At 62.6% G+C, this 18,131-nt stretch carries 15 protein-coding genes; 7 read left to right on the top strand and 8 right to left on the bottom strand.

Annotation, left to right across the window (positions count from 1 at the left end):
• Window positions 1-117: 117 nt before the first annotated feature.
• Window positions 118-1,701, bottom strand: coding sequence for an ABC transporter substrate-binding protein (locus RG540_RS17440; RefSeq protein WP_038594140.1), 1,584 nt, complete (start codon window positions 1,699-1,701; stop codon window positions 118-120).
• A 260-nt stretch (window positions 1,702-1,961) separates the two neighbouring features.
• On the opposite strand from RG540_RS17440, the gene RG540_RS17435 reads away from it, so the two are divergent.
• The 5 genes from RG540_RS17435 to RG540_RS17415 all read left to right on the top strand — a co-directional run bounded on the left by RG540_RS17435 (window position 1,962) and on the right by RG540_RS17415 (window position 6,806).
• Complete coding sequence (locus RG540_RS17435) at window positions 1,962-2,777, top strand: NAD-dependent epimerase/dehydratase family protein (RefSeq protein ID WP_038590505.1); 816 nt, start codon at window positions 1,962-1,964, stop codon at window positions 2,775-2,777.
• A 7-nt stretch (window positions 2,778-2,784) separates the two neighbouring features.
• Window positions 2,785-3,864 (top strand): mandelate racemase/muconate lactonizing enzyme family protein, encoded by a 1,080-nt coding sequence (locus RG540_RS17430; RefSeq protein WP_038590502.1) that lies wholly within the window; start codon window positions 2,785-2,787, stop codon window positions 3,862-3,864.
• A gap of 223 nt (window positions 3,865-4,087) precedes the next feature.
• Window positions 4,088-5,221 (top strand): copper-containing nitrite reductase, encoded by a 1,134-nt coding sequence (gene nirK, locus RG540_RS17425; RefSeq protein ID WP_038590499.1) that lies wholly within the window; start codon window positions 4,088-4,090, stop codon window positions 5,219-5,221.
• Between the two features lie 85 nt (window positions 5,222-5,306).
• Window positions 5,307-6,212 (top strand): SUMF1/EgtB/PvdO family nonheme iron enzyme, encoded by a 906-nt coding sequence (locus RG540_RS17420; protein WP_038590496.1) that lies wholly within the window; start codon window positions 5,307-5,309, stop codon window positions 6,210-6,212.
• Window positions 6,213-6,359: 147 nt separating this feature from the next.
• The gene (locus tag RG540_RS17415) at window positions 6,360-6,806 is read left to right on the top strand and encodes a pseudoazurin (RefSeq protein ID WP_038590494.1); all 447 of its coding nucleotides are present in this window, start codon (window positions 6,360-6,362) and stop codon (window positions 6,804-6,806) included.
• Between the two features lie 68 nt (window positions 6,807-6,874).
• Here RG540_RS17415 and RG540_RS17410 read toward each other — a convergent pair whose 3' ends face one another.
• The 7 genes from RG540_RS17410 to RG540_RS17380 form a co-directional block, all read right to left on the bottom strand.
• Window positions 6,875-7,957: an extracellular catalytic domain type 1 short-chain-length polyhydroxyalkanoate depolymerase gene (locus tag RG540_RS17410; protein WP_038590491.1), complete on the bottom strand. Its 1,083-nt coding sequence runs from the start codon at window positions 7,955-7,957 to the stop codon at window positions 6,875-6,877.
• Between the two features lie 108 nt (window positions 7,958-8,065).
• Window positions 8,066-9,727 carry an ABC transporter ATP-binding protein gene (locus RG540_RS17405; RefSeq protein WP_051909509.1) on the bottom strand — a complete coding sequence of 554 codons (1,662 nt, stop codon included), beginning with the start codon at window positions 9,725-9,727 and terminating at the stop codon, window positions 8,066-8,068.
• Window positions 9,724-10,635, bottom strand: coding sequence for an ABC transporter permease (locus tag RG540_RS17400; RefSeq protein ID WP_038590488.1), 912 nt, complete (start codon window positions 10,633-10,635; stop codon window positions 9,724-9,726). The genes RG540_RS17405 and RG540_RS17400 overlap by 4 nt, the downstream gene beginning before the upstream one ends.
• Window positions 10,635-11,642: an ABC transporter permease gene (locus tag RG540_RS17395; RefSeq protein WP_038590486.1), complete on the bottom strand. Its 1,008-nt coding sequence runs from the start codon at window positions 11,640-11,642 to the stop codon at window positions 10,635-10,637. The genes RG540_RS17400 and RG540_RS17395 overlap by 1 nt, the downstream gene beginning before the upstream one ends.
• A gap of 107 nt (window positions 11,643-11,749) precedes the next feature.
• Window positions 11,750-13,342 carry an ABC transporter substrate-binding protein gene (locus RG540_RS17390; RefSeq protein ID WP_038590483.1) on the bottom strand — a complete coding sequence of 531 codons (1,593 nt, stop codon included), beginning with the start codon at window positions 13,340-13,342 and terminating at the stop codon, window positions 11,750-11,752.
• Between the two features lie 32 nt (window positions 13,343-13,374).
• The gene (locus RG540_RS17385) at window positions 13,375-14,055 is read right to left on the bottom strand and encodes an AroM family protein (RefSeq protein WP_038590481.1); all 681 of its coding nucleotides are present in this window, start codon (window positions 14,053-14,055) and stop codon (window positions 13,375-13,377) included.
• Between the two features lie 175 nt (window positions 14,056-14,230).
• Window positions 14,231-15,187, bottom strand: coding sequence for an AroM family protein (locus RG540_RS17380; protein ID WP_080725036.1), 957 nt, complete (start codon window positions 15,185-15,187; stop codon window positions 14,231-14,233).
• A gap of 145 nt (window positions 15,188-15,332) precedes the next feature.
• Here RG540_RS17380 and RG540_RS17375 point away from each other — a divergent pair, with 145 nt between their 5' ends.
• The gene (locus RG540_RS17375; protein WP_038590478.1) at window positions 15,333-16,412 is read left to right on the top strand and encodes a DUF917 domain-containing protein; all 1,080 of its coding nucleotides are present in this window, start codon (window positions 15,333-15,335) and stop codon (window positions 16,410-16,412) included.
• Window positions 16,409-17,983 (top strand): hydantoinase/oxoprolinase N-terminal domain-containing protein, encoded by a 1,575-nt coding sequence (locus RG540_RS17370; RefSeq protein ID WP_051909507.1) that lies wholly within the window; start codon window positions 16,409-16,411, stop codon window positions 17,981-17,983. The genes RG540_RS17375 and RG540_RS17370 overlap by 4 nt, the downstream gene beginning before the upstream one ends.
• Window positions 17,984-18,131 lie beyond the last annotated feature (148 nt).

Genomic DNA, 18,131 nt, shown 5'->3' with positions numbered 1-18,131 from the left:
CCGGCAGGTCCACCCTGCCGGCTTTTTCGCGTCCGCGGCCGAGCGTTGGCGGCAAATAAAAAACGCCCGCAACCGAAGTTGCGAGCGCCGTCCTGGGAGGGACTTATAGGTTGGCGATCAGCGCTGCTTGGACACGCTGCGCAGGCGAACCGTCCAGCCGTAGTGGTTCACATAGCCCTTCACGTCGGCACGATAGACGACACTGTCGACAACCGCCGAGATCGGCTGCAGCGCAGGAACGACTTCCTCATATCGCTTCTGAATGTCTTCATAGGCCGTCTTCTGCTTCGCCTGGTCACGCTCTACCAGTGCCTTAGCCGACATGTCGTTCAGCTGCTGGTCGAAGAAGGACGTGCGCCAGCCGATAATGCCGCTGAGCTTGGCGTCGTCGGCGTTGTTCGGGTTGATGACGAGGGCGCGCAGGTTGGAATGCGGATGCGGCTCCTGGCCGCCGCCGCCGCGACCGACGAGCATTTCGAACTTGCGCTCGCGCATCGGGCCATAGATCTGGTCACCGGCGCCCTGGACGATTTCAGCCTTGATGCCGGCCTGGGCAAGGGTTGCCTGGATCGCGGTGGCGGTGTCCGTGAAAGGCGGCTCGTTGAGCGTCAGCAGCCTGACCGGGAAACCGTCGGGATAACCTGCCTTGGCGAGCAGTTCCTTTGCCTTGGCGACATCGAGCTTGTAGTCCGGATCGGCCAAGCTGCCGATGACGCCGTCGGCGACCGGGCGAAGACGTTTGGTGCCGTAGTTCGGCATGATCGACTTGTTGATGCCGTCGTAGTCGATCAGGTAGCGGATCGCGAGGCGCACGTCCGGGTTCTTGAAGCGCTCGTCCTTCATGCTCACGGCGAGGAAATAGAAGCCTGAGCTCGGCGTGCTCTGCACTTCGACGTCCTTGTTCTTGCCGAGGGCGGCGATATCGGGAACCGAAAGGCCGATCGCGACATCCACGTCGCCCTTTTCCAGCATCAGGCGCTTGGTCTGGGATTCCGGCATGTGCCGGAAGATCACGCGCTTCATCCTGGGCTTTTCGCCCCAGTAATCGTCGAAACGCGTCAGGATCAGCATTTCGTTGGAGGACCAGCGCGTCAGGCTGAAGGCCCCGGAACCGGCGGCGTTGATCTTCAGCCAGGCCGCTGCCTTGTCGCCGTTTGTCTCATGGCTCATGGCGGTCTTCATGTCGATGACCGCGCTTGCATCCGGCTTGCCAAAAATGTCGAGCGTGAGCTGCGGATCGGTCGGCTGAGCCGGCTTGAGGGTGATCTTGTTGCCGTCGGCCGTCAGCAGCTGGTCGATATTGTTGGCCTTGTAACCGAAGGACGACCAGACGCCCGCACCGACCAGGCCGAGGCTGATGTTGCGTTTGATCGACCAGACGACGTCTTCGGTCCGGACCGGATTGCCGGACGTGAACTTCGCGCCATCCCTCAGCGTGAAGGTGATCGAGCCGTCATCCGCGACCGTCCAGGAGCTGGCGAGACCCGGATTGACGGTCTTCTTGTCCGGGGCGAGTTCCACCAGCGTGTCATAGAGATTGGCGATGACGCCTGTCGCCTCGCGGCCTGAAATCGCCGCCGGGTCGAGGGTCAGGATATTGTTCATGCTGAGGCCGACGATCAGCTGGTCGGCGGGGGTATCTGCGTATGCGCCGACCGGCGCAGACAGCGTCAGAGCCGTGGCCAGAGCCACATGCTTCATCCATTTCATCTGGGGTTCCTCCATCCAGGCACTCAAGTGAGAGTATGACGTCACATGACTGCTGTGCTATATGAAGACCGAAAAGATAACCTTCGTCAATCGATACGGGCCGATAAAACAACGCATTTTGCGTTCTTTTGATCTCGACGTCGGGCAGTCAATGCCCTGGCATCCTATTTAGGTCCTTAAGTCATATTATGAGTTGACGTGCCTTTGGGGCACCTTCTAGATTGCAGGCAGCATATCGAGGAGGGGTGGAGATGAAGCGGCTTCTGATCACCGGGGCGGCCGGCAACATGGGCAAGGCTATGCGCCAGCGGCTCGGGCATCTGGCGGAGACCATCCGCATTTCCGATATCGCCCCACTGGACGATGCCGCGGCCAACGAGGAGCCGTTTGCCTGCGACCTGGCGGATTCCGATGCCGTCCTGCGCATGGTGGAAGGATGCGACGGCATCCTGCATTTCGGCGGCGTTCCTTCCGAAAACACCTTCGCCAGCATTCTCGACAGCAATATCCGCGGACTGCACAATCTCTATGAAGCGGCGCGAAAGCACAGTAAACCGCGCATCCTGTTTGCCAGCAGCAACCATACGGTCGGCTTCTATCGGCAGGACCAGTTCATCGGCGTCGATCAGCCGACCAGGCCGGACGGCCTTTATGGCGCCTCGAAATGCTTCGGCGAGGGTCTGGCGCAGATGTATTTTCACAAATTCGGCCAGGAAACGGCGATCGTCCGCATCGGTGCTTGCTGGCCTAGGCCGACGACGGTGCGGATGCTGTCGATCTGGCTGAGTTTCGACGACATGGCTTCGCTTGCGGAGAGGGTCTTCAAGGCTCCTTATCTCGGTTGCCCGACGATCTGGGGCGTGTCGGACAATCAGCCGAAATGGTGGGATAATTCCGCTTCCGCCTATCTGGGCTGGGTTCCGAAGGACAGTTCGGAGATTTACCGCTCGGAACTGGAACGCAATCCCGGCATTCCTGATCGGGGATCATCGCAAGCCAAGTGGCAGGGCGGCGGTTTCGTCGATGATCCCATCTACACCGAACCTCCCCGTGCCCTGAACCGGTAACGATCCCATGAAAATCACTGATCTCACCACCACCGCCGTCAGCCTGCCGCTTGCCGAACCGCTCGGCAATGCCACGGCGACCATCCATCAATTCTCCTGCATCGTCGTCGATCTCGTCACCGACGAAGGATTACGGGGCGAAAACCTGATCTTCACCATCCGGCCGGAGCAGGTGAAGCTGCTGGATAGCATGGTGCACGTGCTGCGGGATGCGGTGATCGGACGCGATCCGGACGATACGGGCGCCTTCTGGGCCGATGCCTGGCGGCGCATCAACTTCATCGGCTTCACGGGCGTCTCGATCATGGGCATTTCCGCGATCGATGGCGCCATGTGGGATCTGAGAGCCAAGCGCGCCGGGCTTTCGATCTCGCGGATGCTGGGCCGGTGCCGTGAGACTATTCCAGCCTATGCGAGCGGCGGTCTCTGGCTGACCCAGGACATTCCTTCGCTCGTTCGGCAGGCGGAAGGTTTTGTTGCAGCCGGCTTCAAGGCGATGAAGCTGCGGCTTGCCGGGCGAATCGACGTCGACCTGCCGCGTGTGAAGGCCGTTCGGGCGGCGATCGGCAGCGATATCGGGTTGATGATCGACGCCAACCAGGCGCTCGACGTCGATGCGGCGATCAAGCTCGGCGATGCTTTGGCGCCCCTGGATATCGCCTGGTTCGAGGAACCGGTGCCGGCCCACGCATTGGAGGATTCGGCCAAGGTGGCAAGAGCCCTGCGCATGCCGATCGCCTCCGGTGAAAACGAATATACGCGCTACGGTTTCCGCCGGATGATCGAAACGGGTGCCGCCTCCGTTCTCATGCCGGATCTCCAGCGGGTTGGCGGTGTTACCGAATTCGCCCGCGTCGGCGCACTGGCGGCAAGTTTTGATCTGCCGATCTCCTCGCATCTTTTCCCTGAAATGAGCCTGCAGCTGCTCGCCCACGTCCCGACGGCCCATTCCCTGGAATACGTGGAATGGTTCGCGCCGCTCTACGAGGAAAAGATAAAGCTCGTCGACGGTACGGCCCAGATCCCGGATGCGCCTGGCTGGGGAATGTCCCTCGACCGGGATGCGATCCACCGCCACGCTCTTTAGGCGGCAGCTGCCGCCCCGCGTCCGGCCGGACAAGAGATCGGTCGTGAGGGATTCACCGTTAACCGCTCAATCGGCCCAGCTTTGCCTCGTTTTCTTGCGGAAGCGCAAGCAAAAGCCGATGCTCTGTTTGTTTCACGTCAAAGAGTAGATGGGGATATGGACATAGATTCTGCTTCCAGAGGACGGCGATTTACTCCGCCCCTTGTTCCGAAGGACAGAAACCATGACCGACACGATTCAGATGACCAGACGCTCGATCCTTGCGGGGGCAGCCTTCGTTGGCGCAATCGCACCGGTCGTGCAGGCTTCTTTCGCTTATGCGGACGAAGCGCCCCCGGCGAAGATGAAACTGGTGGACCTATCGCGCCTCCGTCGCGAGAAAATCGAGCTGGTGAAGCCGCCTTTCGTGCATGCCCATGCTCAGAAAGCAGACGGCCCGCCAAAGGTGATCGAAGTTACGCTGACCATCCAGGAGAAGAAGCTCGTCATCGACAAGGAAGGCACCGAGATCAATGCGATGACCTTCAACGGGTCGGTTCCGGGCCCGCTTATGGTCGTCCATCAGGACGACTATGTCGAGCTGACACTCATCAACCCCGACACCAACGAGCTCCAGCACAATATCGACTTCCATTCGGCAACCGGCGGCTTGGGTGGCGGTGCGCTGACCGTGGTGAACCCAGGCGAGAAAACCGTTCTGAGGTTCAAGGCAACCAAGGCCGGCGTCTTCGTTTACCACTGCGCACCTCCCGGAATGGTGCCGTGGCACGTCACCTCGGGCATGAACGGCGCCATCATGGTGCTCCCGCGCGACGGCCTCAAGGACGGCAACGGGAAACCGCTCACCTACGACAATATTTACTATGTGGGTGAGCAGGATTTCTACGTCCCGCGGGACGAGAACGGCAAGTTCAAGAAATATGACAGCGCCGGCGAAGCTTATGAAGACACCGTCAAGGTGATGCGGACGCTGACCCCGACGCATATCGTCTTCAACGGGGCGGTCGGTGCCTTGACTGGCCAGAACGCCATGACCGCCGCTGTCGGCGAAAAGGTGCTGATCGTCCATTCGCAGGCAAACCGGGACACCCGGCCTCACCTTATCGGCGGCCATGGCGACTATGTCTGGGCTACGGGCAAGTTCGCCAACCCTCCGGACCTCGACCAGGAAACATGGTTCATCCCGGGCGGCGCAGCAGGCGCTGCGTTCTACACCTTCCAGCAGCCCGGCATATACGCCTACGTCAACCATAACCTGATCGAGGCCTTCGAACTGGGTGCGGCGGCGCATTTCAAGGTCACAGGGGATTGGAACGACGACTTGATGACGTCGGTCCTGGCGCCGAGCGGCACCTGATCGGAAACGGCCGGGAGCATGGCATGAGCCTGTTCCCGACCGGCCTTCACCCCCTGCAAGCTAGATTTCGCCTCGGGAGGCGAACATGCCATGCACACACGACAAGCCAAAGCTCTCGCTCCTCCATACCGGGCTTCCGATCACGCTGATCGCCGTGCTGGCGGCGGGTATCGTCCACCAGGCGGGTTTCATGATGTCGGCGCCCCCAGAGGGCGCGGTCTATGAGCCCGCGACGATCGCTGTTCCTCCCCGCAGCTACAGCTACAGGAGCGACGGAGAGTTCCTGAAGGGTACGGCACCGATCGACGCGCCGATGAAGACGGTGGTCGCAGGACCGAGCCTCACGATCACGAAATATCATGTCACTGCCTCGGAATACCGGGCGTGCGTTTCCGGGGGCGCCTGCAGATCTTCCGAGACGGCCACGTCAAGAGCCGACGTTCCCGCCACCGGCGTGAGCTTCGACGATGCCACGGCTTACGCCCACTGGCTCTCCGAGGTGACCGGTGAATACTGGACCTTGCCGACAGACGAACAACTGGCTCAGGCCGCGGGCAAGAGGTTTCCGGACGATGCTCTCGGTCTCGATCCGGACAGCAAGAACCCCGCGCTGCGGTGGCTTGCCGACTACGAGCGCGAAGCGCGCGAGCGGGCGACAGGCGATCCGGTGCCCCGGCCGACCGGAAGTTTCGGAGAGAACGAATATGGCCTGGCCGACTTTGGCGGCAACATCTGGGAATGGACGTCCACCTGCCATCGCAGGGTCCATCTTTACGTGAACGGGTCCGTTCGCGCCTCCGAGGAGATTTGCGGCGTCTACGTGACGGTCGGCACCCATCGATCGCCGATGAGTTCCTTCATCCGCGATCCGAAAGGCGGCGGCTGCGCAGTGGGGACCCCGCCGGACAATCTGGGCTTTCGCCTGGTCAAATCCACCCGCTGGTATGCGCCCCTTCTCAAGACGCTTCGGCACGTGGGCTGGACAACGTGACCATCACGTCGCCATCCGAGCCCAAACCGACGCAAAAGCGAGCCGCGACAAACTCAAAACCGTTTGTCGCAGGTCAAAGAGGACCGGCCTTTTTGCTCTAGTGTGAATTTCAACGAAGCCGAGGGCTTTTAGAAAAGGAGTAACGAAATGAAGAAGATTCTGGCATCCCTGGTCGGTGCGGCGATCGTCGCGGCTGTCTGCGGAACTGTGGCGTCGGCTGCCGATTTCGAAGTGCATATGCTCAACAAGGGCAAGGACGGCGCGATGGTATTCGAACCGGGTTCCCTGAAGATCGCCAAGGGCGATACCGTCACCTTCATCCCGACGGACAAGTCTCACAACGCCGAAACAATCGACGGCCTGATCCCGGAAGGTGCAAAGCCGTTCAAGGGCCAGATGAACGAAAGCGTGAAGATCACCTTCGACATCGAGGGGGCATATGCCGTGAAATGCTCGCCGCATGTCGGCATGGGCATGATTGGCCTCATCGTTGTCGGCAACGCGCCAGCCAACCTGGAGGCCGTCAAGACCGCGAAACTGCCCAAGAAGGCTCGCGAACGTCTCGACGCGGATATTGCAGCTTCCGGCGTTTAAGCCGGGAGCGTTCGGCGGCGGCCATTCCCTCTCCCCCGGCCGTCGCCGCGCCTATTCTCCCGGCCCTATCAGCGCATCAGGCCCGCCATGCGAAGCGCGCTCTCGATGATCTGTTGGATGCCTTCAGGCTCTTTTGCCTCCTGAGAAGAAACGGATGGCCGCTTGGCGCCGCCGGTCTTCGCCTGCAACGGCTCTACACCTTGGCGAAGCAGGCCCCAGCTTTTTGCCGAATGAAGCGTCGACGATATGCCGACATCCAGCAGATAAGGCGCGACGTTCTCGTCGCCGAGTGCGGTATCGATCGGCGTTCCATGGCCCATTCCAGCAATGCTGTTATATTCGATGACCTGCTTGCCGCGGGCATCCTTCCAGACGGTTTTCGACTGGCCGTCGACCTTCTCCTCCAGGTCCGGCCGCGAGCCAACTTCGTGAACGCCGCGCCACTGGTCGATGATCGCCTGTGCATTTGCCGCCGCGACCGTGTTGTCCTGGGTGCCCTGCCACACCGAGATGATCGGCCAAGGCCCCTGATGGGTGGAGGCGGCTTTCAGCCGTGACTGAAGCGCCGACGGTGCCGGCAGGCCGTGCCCGCGCATCCGGTCGAATGCTTCGGGAACCGTCGCGGCGACGCCATAGGGCAGTCCTGCGATGATTGCGCCACCCGCGAAAACCTCGGGATAGGCGGCCAACATGGCATTGGCCATGCCGCCGCCTGCGGACAGGCCGCTCACATAGATGCGCGAAGTGTCGATCCCGTGCCGGGAGACCACGGCATCGATCATCTGGCGGATCGAGTGCGCTTCGCCTTGGCCGCGGCGCGTGTCGCCTGGAACGAACCAGTTGAAACAGAGATTGCCGTTGTTGGCGCGGACCTGTTCGGGGAGGAGCACCACGAAGCCGTGCCGTTCGGCGAGCTTCGACCATCCGGTGCCGTGATCATAACCGGAGGCGGTTTGCGTGCATCCGTGAAGAACCACGACGAGGGCGGGATGTTTGGGAAGCAGGGAGGGGACGTAAACCTTGGCTGCCAGCGCTCCGGGGTTGGATCCGAAGCCCTCGAGCGCCTCCAGATGGCTGGGCGCGTCGGTCGGTTCCCAACCCAGTGATTTCAAGCGGGCGAGCCGCTCCAGCGTATCCGACAACGATCTCATCATGCCTCCTGGCAATCATTGCCGGGATGGCAGTGATCAACGACAACGTCCCCTATATGGGAAGCGTTGCTGCACTGCACAATTATTTTTTTGCAAAGGTATATTTCATCACGAGCCGGCGGGGGCCGACAAGTTGGCCGCGCGCGAGGTTTTACGTCCGCTTTCGATCAGCGCCCTGGTGTATTCGTGCTGCGGCGACAGGAAAAGGCGTTCAGTCTCGCCCTGTTCGACGATCACGCCGCGTTTCATCACGATGGTCCGGTCGCAGATCTGCCGGATGACGGCGAGGTTGTGCGAGATGAAGACATAGGTGAGATCGAGCTCGGCGCGCAGTTCCTGCAGGAAATCAAGCACCTGCGCCTGCACCGAGATGTCGAGCGCCGAAGTCGGTTCGTCGAGGATCAGCAGGCGTGGATTGAGGGCGATGGCACGGGCGATGCAGATGCGCTGCTTCTGGCCGCCGGAGAGTTCGTGCGGATAGCGGTACTTGAACATTTTCGGCAGCTGGACGATATCGAGCAGCGCTTCGACGCGGGCCTCGATGTCACGACGGCCCATGCTTGTCTGGATGCGCAGCGGTTCGCCGATCGCGTCACCGATCGTGTGGCGGCCGTTGAGCGCCGAATGCGGGTTCTGGAAGACGAACTGCATATGCCGGCGCATCAACCGCATGGGCTCGCCGGTCAGGCCGGAAATGTTCCTGCCGTCGAAGATGATGTCGCCGGAGGTCGGCTCGATCAGCCGCAGCAGCATGCGGGCGAGCGTCGACTTGCCGGAGCCGGATTCGCCGACCACGCCGAAGATCTCGCCGGTCGCGACAGACAGGTTGATGCCGTCGACCGCCGTCACCTCGCTGCCCGATTGGCTGCGATAGACCTTTTTGAGGTCGATCGCTTCCAGAAGCACGCCCGGTTTGGCCGGTTTGCCGACCGCCGGTTCGGCGGCGACCTTCGCCGCAGCGGTATCGATGTCCGGCACGGCGGCGAGCAGCCGCTTTGTGTATTCGTGTTTCGGGGCGCTCAGGATATCCGCTGTCAGGCCCTGTTCGACGATCTCGCCCTTGTACATGACCGCACAGCGTTTCGCGATCGTCGCGATGGCGCCGATATCGTGGCTGATCATGATGACGGTGAGGTTGAGTTTCTCGACCAGCGAATTGATGAGGTCGAGCACCTGCGCCTGGACCGTGACGTCGAGCGCCGTCGTCGGCTCGTCGGCGATCAGCAGGTCCGGCTTGCCGGACAGCGCCATGGCGATCAGCACCCGCTGGCGCATGCCGCCGGAAAGCTGGTGCGGATACTGGTCGAACAACATCGCCGGGTTGGGCAGGCCGACCTGATCGAGCAGGTCTTCGGTCCGGGCGCGGCGGGTGGCCTTCGAGGAGACGCCGTGACCGGCTGCCTTTTCATGGGCGGCGATGACGTCGGAGATCTGCTGCCCGATGGTGAAGAGCGGGTTCAGATAGGTCATCGGATCCTGGAAGATCATCGAGATTCGGATGCCGCGGATCTTCCTCCAGTCTTTTTCCGAAAGTGCCGTGATATCCTGCCCGTCGAAGGCGATGTTGCCCTGGACGACCTTGGATGCCTTCGGTCCGATGCCGAGCACCGAGCGCACCAGCACCGTCTTGCCGGAGCCGCTTTCGCCGACGATGCCGAGCGTATCGCCGCGGTTGACGGTGAGGTTAATGTCCTTCAGCACATGCACCGGGCCGTCGAACGTGCCGATGTCGAGCCTGTAGTTCTGGATGTCGAGAAGAGGTCCGGTCATCGGTCGCGGCTCCGGGGATCGAGAATGTCGCGCAGGCCGTCGCCGAGAAGGTTGAAGCCGAGCACGGTCAGGAAGATCGCGGCACCCGGAAACAGCGAATACCACCACCAGTCCGGCATGTAGGTGCGGGCGACCGAGATCATCGCGCCCCATTCGGGTGCGGGCGGCTGGGCGCCAAGGCCTATGAAGCCGAGGCTTGCGGCGGACAGGATCGCCATACCCATGTCCATGCTCATCTTGACGATGATCGGCGACATGCAGTTGGGCAGGATGTGGTGCCAGAGGATCCACGGAGTTTTGGCGCCGATCGAGCGGGCCGATTCCACGAACAGTTCCTCCTTAACGGAGAGGGTCTTCGCCTCCACCAGCCGCACATAACCAGGCCACCAGACGAGCGACAGAGCCAGCACGCAATTGGTGATGCCGGGGCCAAGCGCGGCGACGATCGCCAGCGCGAGAGCCAAGCCCGGCACGGCGAGGAAAAGCTCCGTGATGCGCATGATGACGGCGCGCACCCAGCCGCCGCGATAACCGGCGATGATGCCGAGCGGCACGCCGATGACGGCGCCGACGCCGGTGATGATCAGGCCGATCCAGAGCGACGTGCGGGCACCGATGATGACGCGCGAAAGGATGTCGCTGCCCATTTCGTCGGTGCCGAACCAGTGGCCGGCGCTCGGTCCCATCAGCTTGTTGGCCATGTTGAAGGCGCCGACCGTATCTTCCGGATAGGGCGCAAGCCATGGTCCGAGAGCGGCAAGCAACAGGAAGAGCACGACCAGGCCGAGGCCGAGCATGGAGGAAAAGCTCTTGCCGAACATGTGGGCATAGAGCCGCCACTGGCGGATCTTGCTTTCATGCCGTTCGCGGAAGGTGAGCGGCCGGGAGAGTTCCACGGGCGTCGTCATCAGGCGCTCCTGAGGCGGGGATCGATCCACGCATAGGCGAGATCGACAAGGGTGTTGGCGACGATGAAGAAGAAGCCGATCACCAGCGTGACGCCGATGACGGGCTTGAAATCCGATGAAAGCGCCGAGGAGACGGCATAAAGCCCGATGCCGGGCCAGTCGAAGACGGTTTCGACGAGAACGGTGGAGCCGAGCATCCAGCCGAAACGCAGGCCGATCATCGCAAGCGTCGGCAGCAGCGCGTTCTTCAGCGCGTAGATGGCGACGATGCGGAACGAGGCGATGCCGTGGGCGCGTGCCGCGACGATGTAGTCGGACTGCAGCACTTCGATCATCTCGGCGCGGTTGACGCGCAGGATCGAGGCAAGGCAGGGGAAGGAGAGCACGATTGCCGGAAGGATGATGTGCCGCAGCGACGTCCAGAACGTATCCAGCCGGCCGGCGAACAGGCTGTCGACGAGGAGCAGGCCGGTAACGGTTTGCGGCGGGCGGGTGACCAGCGGCAGCCGGCCGGAGACCGGCAGCCAGCCGAGATCGACCGCGAATGTCAGCTGCAGGATGATGCCGAACCAGAAGGCCGGCAGAGCGACGCCCGAGATCGAGAAGATGCGGGTCGCGTGGTCGATCGGGCCGTCCTTGTAGACGGCCGACACCATGCCCAGCGGCACGCCGATGACGATGCCGAGCGTCATGGCGACGAAGACCAGTTCCAGCGTTGCCGGCGCATAACGCAGCACTTCTTCCAGCACCGGCCTCGTGGTGACGATCGACTTGCCGAGATCGCCGGTGATGAGGTCGCCCATATAGACGACGAACTGTTCGGGCAGCGACTTGTCGAGGCCGTATTCGGTGCGGATCGTCGTCACCATGTCCTCGGTCGCGTTGGGGCCGGCGACCAGGCGGGCGGGATCGCCCGGCGCGACATTGGTGATGACGAAGGTGAGTGCCGCAATGCCGATCATGGTTCCGACCAGCGTCAGCACTTTGCGGAAGGCGAATGTCAACATCGTCTTCTCCGGTGGCTATCTTCTAAAAAACTGCGCATGGCCCGGCCGGTTGGGAAAGCCGGACCATGCGCATCATGCTGGCTGCAGGAGGGGACGCAAGCCAGTTTCTATTCGGCCTTCACCCACATCGGGTAAAGATCGACTTCGCCGGTGAAGCGGACCGGGCTGAACTGGAAGCCCTGCAGATAGTCGCGATGCGCCCAGCGGCGGTTCTGCAGCATGCCGAAGACCTCCGGCTGGTCGGCGACGATCTGCTTCTGGATGTCGGCATAAAGCTTGGCGCGGTCATCCCAGTTGGTGGCGGCACGGGCCTGGTCGATCATCTCCGAGACCTTCGGATTGTCGTAGAACATCATCGCGTAATACTGGCCCCAGCTCGCCTTGTGATACTGGTAGGCGACGGCGTCCGGGTCGGTCGAGACCGGTGTGGTGAAGACCGAGGTCATGGCCGGCGAAGTCTCGACCTTGGAACCGGCGGCGACCATGTTCGGCCACTGTTCCGGCTTGACCTCGACGGTGATGCCGAGTTCCTTCAGGTTGTCGAGCAGGACGAGGCCGATGCGGCGGGCTTCTTCGAGGCCGGCGACATGGACGTAGGGAAGCGTGATGCCGCCGTTCGGGTAGGCGGATTTCGCCAGGTATTCCTTGGCCTTGGCGAGATCCTTGCGGGGGATGCCCGGAACGGAGACGAAGCCCTTCATGGCGTCCGGCAGCGGGCTGCTCTCGAGCGACGCAGCGCCGTTGTAGATCTGGATCAGCGCATCGTAATCGACCGCATAGGCGATCGCCTTGCGCAGGTTGATGTCGGCGGTCGGGCCCTTCTGGGTGTTGAACTTGATGCCGAAGGTGGTCATGCCCTTGTGGTCCTGGATGACCACGCCGGGTACGCGCTTGATCTGGATGTAGTCGTCCGGCGTCAGACCTTCGACGATGTCGGCTTCGCCGCGCTGCAGGGCGGCCTTCTGGGCGGCCGGTTCGCGGATGATCTTGTAGATGACGCCGGCCGGGCGGTTCTTTTCGCCCTGCGGCCAACCCTTCCAGTAGCCGTCATTGGCTTCGATTTCATAGAGAACGTTCGGTTCCCAGCGGCCGAGCTTGAACGGGCCGGAGCCGGCGGCATGGTCGGTCAGCCACTTCTGGCCGTAGTCGCCATCCACTTCATGGGCCTTCACTTCCGCCGGGTTGACGACGAACCACCAGGGCAGGAAGGACAGGAAAGGTGCGTAGGGCGCCCTGAGGTCGAAGCGGACCGTATTGGCATCGACGGCGACGATGTTTTCAGGTGCCAGGAAGTCCTTGAGCATCCAGGCGACGCCCTTGTTGAGCTTCAGGCCGCGCTCGAAGGAGTAGCGTACGGCTTCGGCGGTCACCGGGTCGCCGTTGTGGAATTTGGCATTCTTGGCAAGGTGGAAGGTCCAGCTCTTACCGTCGGCGCTGGTTTCCCACTTCTCGGCGAGCCATGGCTTGATCTCGGCCGGGTTGCCTTCGTATTTGACCAGGCCGTCATAGACCGACTGCTGGATCATGCGCGTCGACCAGTCGTAGCGGACATGCGGATCGAGGACGGGGATCGCCTGGCGGCCGCCGAAGACGATGACATTGCCCTTGTCGGTGCGCTCGAAAGCGCCGGCGGGCGCGGCGAGGATCGAGGAGGCGAGCAGCCCCGCGACCGCGACGGTTTTCAGGATTTTTCCGAACATTTGGTTCCCTCTGTTTTTCATGTGGCTCGGTATCAGATCATTTGGCGGACGACGCCCGCGACGACGCGGCGCGACAATAGGACCGGGGCATCGACCGCGCGTCGCACCTCGTCCAGCATTCCGGCGGAATAGCCCATGCAATGCATGACGATAAGGTCGCAGCCTTCGAGCGTCTTCGCCCGCTCACCCATATCGTCGCCGGCATAGGGCGAGGCGGCCACGAATTTGGGCTCGCCGCTGAAGACATGGCGATCGGCGAAATCCTTGACCTGCCGTTCGAGCGGCAGGATGACGCCGAGCTTGCGGGAGGAGGCGGCCAGCGCCTCGACGGTCGAATCGACGATCCGCTGAGCTTCGACGACCAGGGTGTTTTCGAGCGGATCGATCGCCGTGCCGGTGCACAGAAGAACGACGAGGTCGAAGCCCTGCTTGTCGATCTGGCCCAGAAGCACATTGAGTTTCTCTTCCGTCCGGGCCTTGGAGGTGACGATCTCCTGCCCGCTCTTCAGGCGCGTCGCGAAGGAATGTTCGCCGTCCACGGCCCGCATCGCGTCCAGTTCAGCCAGGTTCAGGCCGTCAAGCACGCCGAATTCGCGGAACTCGACGCGGCCTTCCGGCAGGCCGATGCAGATCTCGGTCATCATTTCCGGGACGACGTCGATACGCGGCGTCTGGCCGATGGTCACGAAGGCGATCTTGGATGTGGAAGGCATGCTCTCATCGTTCCCTGCACGGCATTATCGACAGGGAGCCTAACGCCCGGAAGCGCGGCTTCACTATAGGGTAATGCCCCTAGAACGACATGATTCTGACATGGTCAAGGCGACCAATTTTTAGGCAAATAGGTCATCTGACGCAATTTTCTTGCGCTAAACCGTTTATTTTCGATCAGGGATGGCCGGCGGAGATGACCATGCGGATCAGCGCATTGGAAGAGGTGACTTCCATCTTGCTCATGACGTTCGAGCGGTGGATCTCGACCGTCTTCGGGCTGATGCCGAGCTGGCGGGCGATCGCCTTGTTGGACAGGCCTTCCGCCACCAATGACAGGACCTGCCGCTCACGCGGCGTCAGACGCAGAAGCTTTTCCGCAAATTCCGGCGAAACGCCCGGCAGCGTCACGGGCTGCGAACGGTGCAGGAGAAGCCGGATGGCGCTTGCGACGATGCGGCGGGCGAGAACCACCGGCTTGCCGCTTGCCTTCGCGACCATCTGCCGGTCGGCCTCGGTAAAGCTCACGGAATTCAGGACGATGATTTCCGCATCGGCGAGATCGACGAGCGCGCCGGCAAGCAGTTTCCGGTCGCCGTCGGCGGCATAGCTGGCGCAGATCTTGTAGGGCGCCAGCGCCGGGATATCGAGTTCGGCGATCTGCTGCTGCAGCGGCTGGATGAGACCGACGGAAGCGCCATGCGCGGCGAGCGAAATCACCGCCGATTCCATGGCGCGCTGGGCGTTGACTGTCGGGCAGGTGCTTTCGAAATCGCGAAACAGGCCGGTCGAGAGGATGACGACCAGATCGAATTCATTGGGGTGGAAGGCGGCGGCGATCTTCGCCATGCGCTCGGCGATCCGCGGTTTGGACACGACGATATCGGTATTGTCGGCAAGCCGGGTGATGATGCTTTGTTCGCCCGGCCGCACTTTCAGATCGTCGATTTCTGCCTTGGAAAGCCCGTCCAGCGCGCCGATTTCGAGAGCTTCGATGGATACGTCGAGATTGGTCAGCATGTCCCCGATGAGATCGGCACGCGGCGTCTGGCCGACGCTCAGGAACATCACCCGGTGGTGCGGTTCCGCACCTTCCGGCGAGGTCGGGGCCAGCGCATATGGGCTCTTCGACATGTGCAGGGAATCGGTCCTTTCGATCGTCAAACCATGATGGCGCCGGGCATGCCTAAAATCAAGGCAAGCTCACTCTAGGGGCAGTCCCCTATAGGCATCCTTCGTCACTCATGGCTAGGTTCTAGCACATTCTTCGGAGGTAAACATGATCCGTGATTTCGAAGCGGGCGAGATCGACCCGCTTGCCGTTGGCGCCTGGATTCTCGGCACCGGCGGCGGCGGCAGCCCCTATCTGGCGCAGCTCAACCTGAAAAAACTCTACAAGGACGGCAAGCGCGTCAAGCTGATCGATCCCCAGGCGCTCGATGACGGCGATGCCGTCGCGGTCGTCTCCAAGATGGGTGCGCCGCTGGTTGGCCAGGAGCGCCTCGTCGATCCCGCGCATCTCGCCCGGGCCATGCAGCTGATGGAAGAATATACCGGCCGCAAGTTCCGCGCCGTGATGAGCGTGGAGATCGGCGGCGGCAATGCGCTGTCGCCGTTCCTCGCCGGCGCCATGCTGGACATCCCGGTCGTCGATGCGGATGCGATGGGCCGCGCCTATCCGGAAGCGCAGATGACGAGCTTTGCGATCGGCGACCTGCCGATGTATCCGCTGACGCTGGTCGATTGCCGCGACAACGAGGCGATCGTCGCCAAGGCCGCGTCCTGGAAGTGGATGGAACGGATTTCCCGCAAGATCTGCACCGAGGTCGGTTCGACGGCGGCGACCTGCAAGGCGCCGCGCACCGGCCGGGAAGTCAAGGATTGGGGCGTGCTTTACACGGTCACCAAGGCGGTCAGCCTCGGCCGCGCCGTGCTTGAGGCCCGCGCCGCCCACACTGATCCGGTCGAGGCCGTGCTCGCCCATGAAGGCGGCAAGGTGCTGTTCAAGGGCAAGATCGCCGATGTCGACCGTACCACGACGGGCGGCTTCCTGCGCGGTTCGGCGATGATCGAAGGCCTCGACGACGATCGCGGCTCGAAGGTCGAGCTCGCCTTCCAGAATGAATGGGCGGTCGCCTTCCGCGACGGCCAGCCGATCGCCATGACGCCGGACCTGATCTGCCTGCTCGACACGGTGTCGGGTGAAGCGATCGGCACCGAGACGGTGCGGTACGGCCAGCGCGTCACGGTCGTGGCGCTGCCGGCACCTGACGTGCTGACCAGCGCCAAGGGCCTCGAACATGTCGGCCCGCGCGCCTTCGGATATGACCTGGATTTCAAATCGGTGTTTGCAGCATGAAGCGGATCGGAATTGACGTCGGCGGCACCAATACGGATGCCGTGCTCATCGATGGCGAGAAGGTTCTCTCGGCCATCAAGTTTCCCACCACGTCGGACGTGATGCAGGGCGTGGTCAATGCGATCGGCCATGTGGTCGCCTCGCAGGCGCCGGGTTCGGCACCGGTCGATGCGGTGATGATCGGCACGACGCATTTCACCAATGCGGTGGTCGAGCGTGCCCGTCTCGATCGGATCGCGGCGATCCGCATCGCCATGCCGGCCGGGGCTTCCCTGCCGCCGATGGTCGACTGGCCGGATGAGTTGCGCGATGCCGTCGATCCGCTCACCTTCATGGTGCACGGCGGCCACGAATATGACGGCCGGCCGCTGGTGCCGCTCGCCCGCGACGAAGTGCGCGACGCGGCGATGAAGATCCGCGACGCCGGCGTCGATTCGGTCGGCATCACCGCGCTCTTTTCGCCGCTGACGGCGGAATGCGAGCTGGAAGCGGCCGAGATCGTCCGCTCGGTGATCCCGAACGCGCGTATCACGCTGTCCCACACGCTCGGCCGTATCGGCCTTCTGGAACGTGAGAACGTCACGCTTCTGAACGCTGCCCTGCAGGGGCTCGGCCGCAAGACGATCGACGCCTTCAAGGATGCGCTGAAGCAAGCCGGCATCGACGCGCCGTTCTATCTGACCCAGAACGACGGCACGGTGGTGCTGGCGGATGTCGCGGCCGCCAACCCGGTTTACAGCTTTGCCTCCGGCCCGACCAATTCGATGCGTGGCGCGGCGTTCCTGACCGGTCTCAAGGAGGCGATGGTCATCGACGTCGGCGGCACGACCTCGGATGTCGGCTGCCTGGTCGGCGGCTTTCCGCGCGAGGCGAACAATGTCGTCGAGGTCGGCGGCGTGCGCACGCTGTTCCGCATGCCGGACCTGCTGCCGATGGCGCTCGGCGGCGGCACGATCATCGATCCGGACACCCGCAAGATCGGCCCGCGTTCGGTCGGCTACCGGATCACCGAAAAGGCGCTGGTCTTCGGCGGGGATACGCTGACGACGACCGACGTGGCGGTGGCTGCGGGCCTCGTCGAGATCGGCGACCGCGACCGGGTCAAGCATCTCGACAAGGCGCTGGTTGCCGACCTTCTGAAGCGCGTCGAGGCGATGGTGGAAGACGGCGTCGACCGGATGAAGACTTCGGCCGAGGGTGTCCAACTGATCGCTGTCGGCGGTGGCGCCTTCCTGATCCCGGAAAAGCTCAAAGGTGCGAGCGAAGTGCTGCGCGTCGAGCATGCCGGTGTCGCGAACGCGCTCGGCGCGGCGATGGCGCAGGTGTCCGGCGAAGTCGATCAGGTGTTTTCCGGCATGTCGCGCGAAAAGGCGATTGCCGAGGCCGAGCGCATTGCCCGCGCCCGTGCGGTCGAAGCGGGCGCCAGCCCCGATACGATCGTGACGCTCGACACCGAGGATATCCCGATCGCCTATCTGCCGGGTGACGCGCGGCGGGTGCGCGTCCGGGTCGTCGGCGACATCGCCTTCATGAAGGACGAACAGAAGCGCGTGGCCGGGGCCTTGCGCTGAACCCCAATCTCCTCCCAGGGAGAATCGGCGGGCCGGCTTGTTGCCAGTCCGCCGATTTCATTTTGGGCTGTCGGGAATTTTGCAAGTCCCGGAGTCGATGGTGGCTGCGCGCCTTACTACGCTCCTCCCAGATAAAATTCAGAGGTAT

This window comes from Neorhizobium galegae bv. orientalis str. HAMBI 540, from assembly GCF_000731315.1.
Taxonomy (GTDB): domain Bacteria; phylum Pseudomonadota; class Alphaproteobacteria; order Rhizobiales; family Rhizobiaceae; genus Neorhizobium; species Neorhizobium galegae.
The sequence above is the reverse complement of the archived record's forward strand: the minus strand, read 5'-3'. Positions and strand labels throughout refer to the sequence as shown.

Excerpts from the sequence above, each read along its gene's own strand:
- RG540_RS17440 (WP_038594140.1), bottom strand. The coding sequence starts at position 1,701 with ATGAAGCATGTGGCTCTGGCCACGGCTCTGACGCTGTCTGCGCCGGTC.
- RG540_RS17435 (WP_038590505.1), top strand. The coding sequence starts at position 1,962 with ATGAAGCGGCTTCTGATCACCGGGGCGGCCGGCAACATGGGCAAGGCT.
- RG540_RS17430 (WP_038590502.1), top strand. The coding sequence starts at position 2,785 with ATGAAAATCACTGATCTCACCACCACCGCCGTCAGCCTGCCGCTTGCC.
- nirK (WP_038590499.1), top strand. The coding sequence starts at position 4,088 with ATGACCGACACGATTCAGATGACCAGACGCTCGATCCTTGCGGGGGCA.
- RG540_RS17420 (WP_038590496.1), top strand. The coding sequence starts at position 5,307 with ATGCCATGCACACACGACAAGCCAAAGCTCTCGCTCCTCCATACCGGG.
- RG540_RS17415 (WP_038590494.1), top strand. The coding sequence starts at position 6,360 with ATGAAGAAGATTCTGGCATCCCTGGTCGGTGCGGCGATCGTCGCGGCT.
- RG540_RS17410 (WP_038590491.1), bottom strand. The coding sequence starts at position 7,957 with ATGAGATCGTTGTCGGATACGCTGGAGCGGCTCGCCCGCTTGAAATCA.
- RG540_RS17405 (WP_051909509.1), bottom strand. The coding sequence starts at position 9,727 with ATGACCGGACCTCTTCTCGACATCCAGAACTACAGGCTCGACATCGGC.
- RG540_RS17400 (WP_038590488.1), bottom strand. The coding sequence starts at position 10,635 with ATGACGACGCCCGTGGAACTCTCCCGGCCGCTCACCTTCCGCGAACGG.
- RG540_RS17395 (WP_038590486.1), bottom strand. The coding sequence starts at position 11,642 with ATGTTGACATTCGCCTTCCGCAAAGTGCTGACGCTGGTCGGAACCATG.
- RG540_RS17390 (WP_038590483.1), bottom strand. The coding sequence starts at position 13,342 with ATGTTCGGAAAAATCCTGAAAACCGTCGCGGTCGCGGGGCTGCTCGCC.
- RG540_RS17385 (WP_038590481.1), bottom strand. The coding sequence starts at position 14,055 with ATGCCTTCCACATCCAAGATCGCCTTCGTGACCATCGGCCAGACGCCG.
- RG540_RS17380 (WP_080725036.1), bottom strand. The coding sequence starts at position 15,187 with ATGTCGAAGAGCCCATATGCGCTGGCCCCGACCTCGCCGGAAGGTGCG.
- RG540_RS17375 (WP_038590478.1), top strand. The coding sequence starts at position 15,333 with ATGATCCGTGATTTCGAAGCGGGCGAGATCGACCCGCTTGCCGTTGGC.
- RG540_RS17370 (WP_051909507.1), top strand. The coding sequence starts at position 16,409 with ATGAAGCGGATCGGAATTGACGTCGGCGGCACCAATACGGATGCCGTG.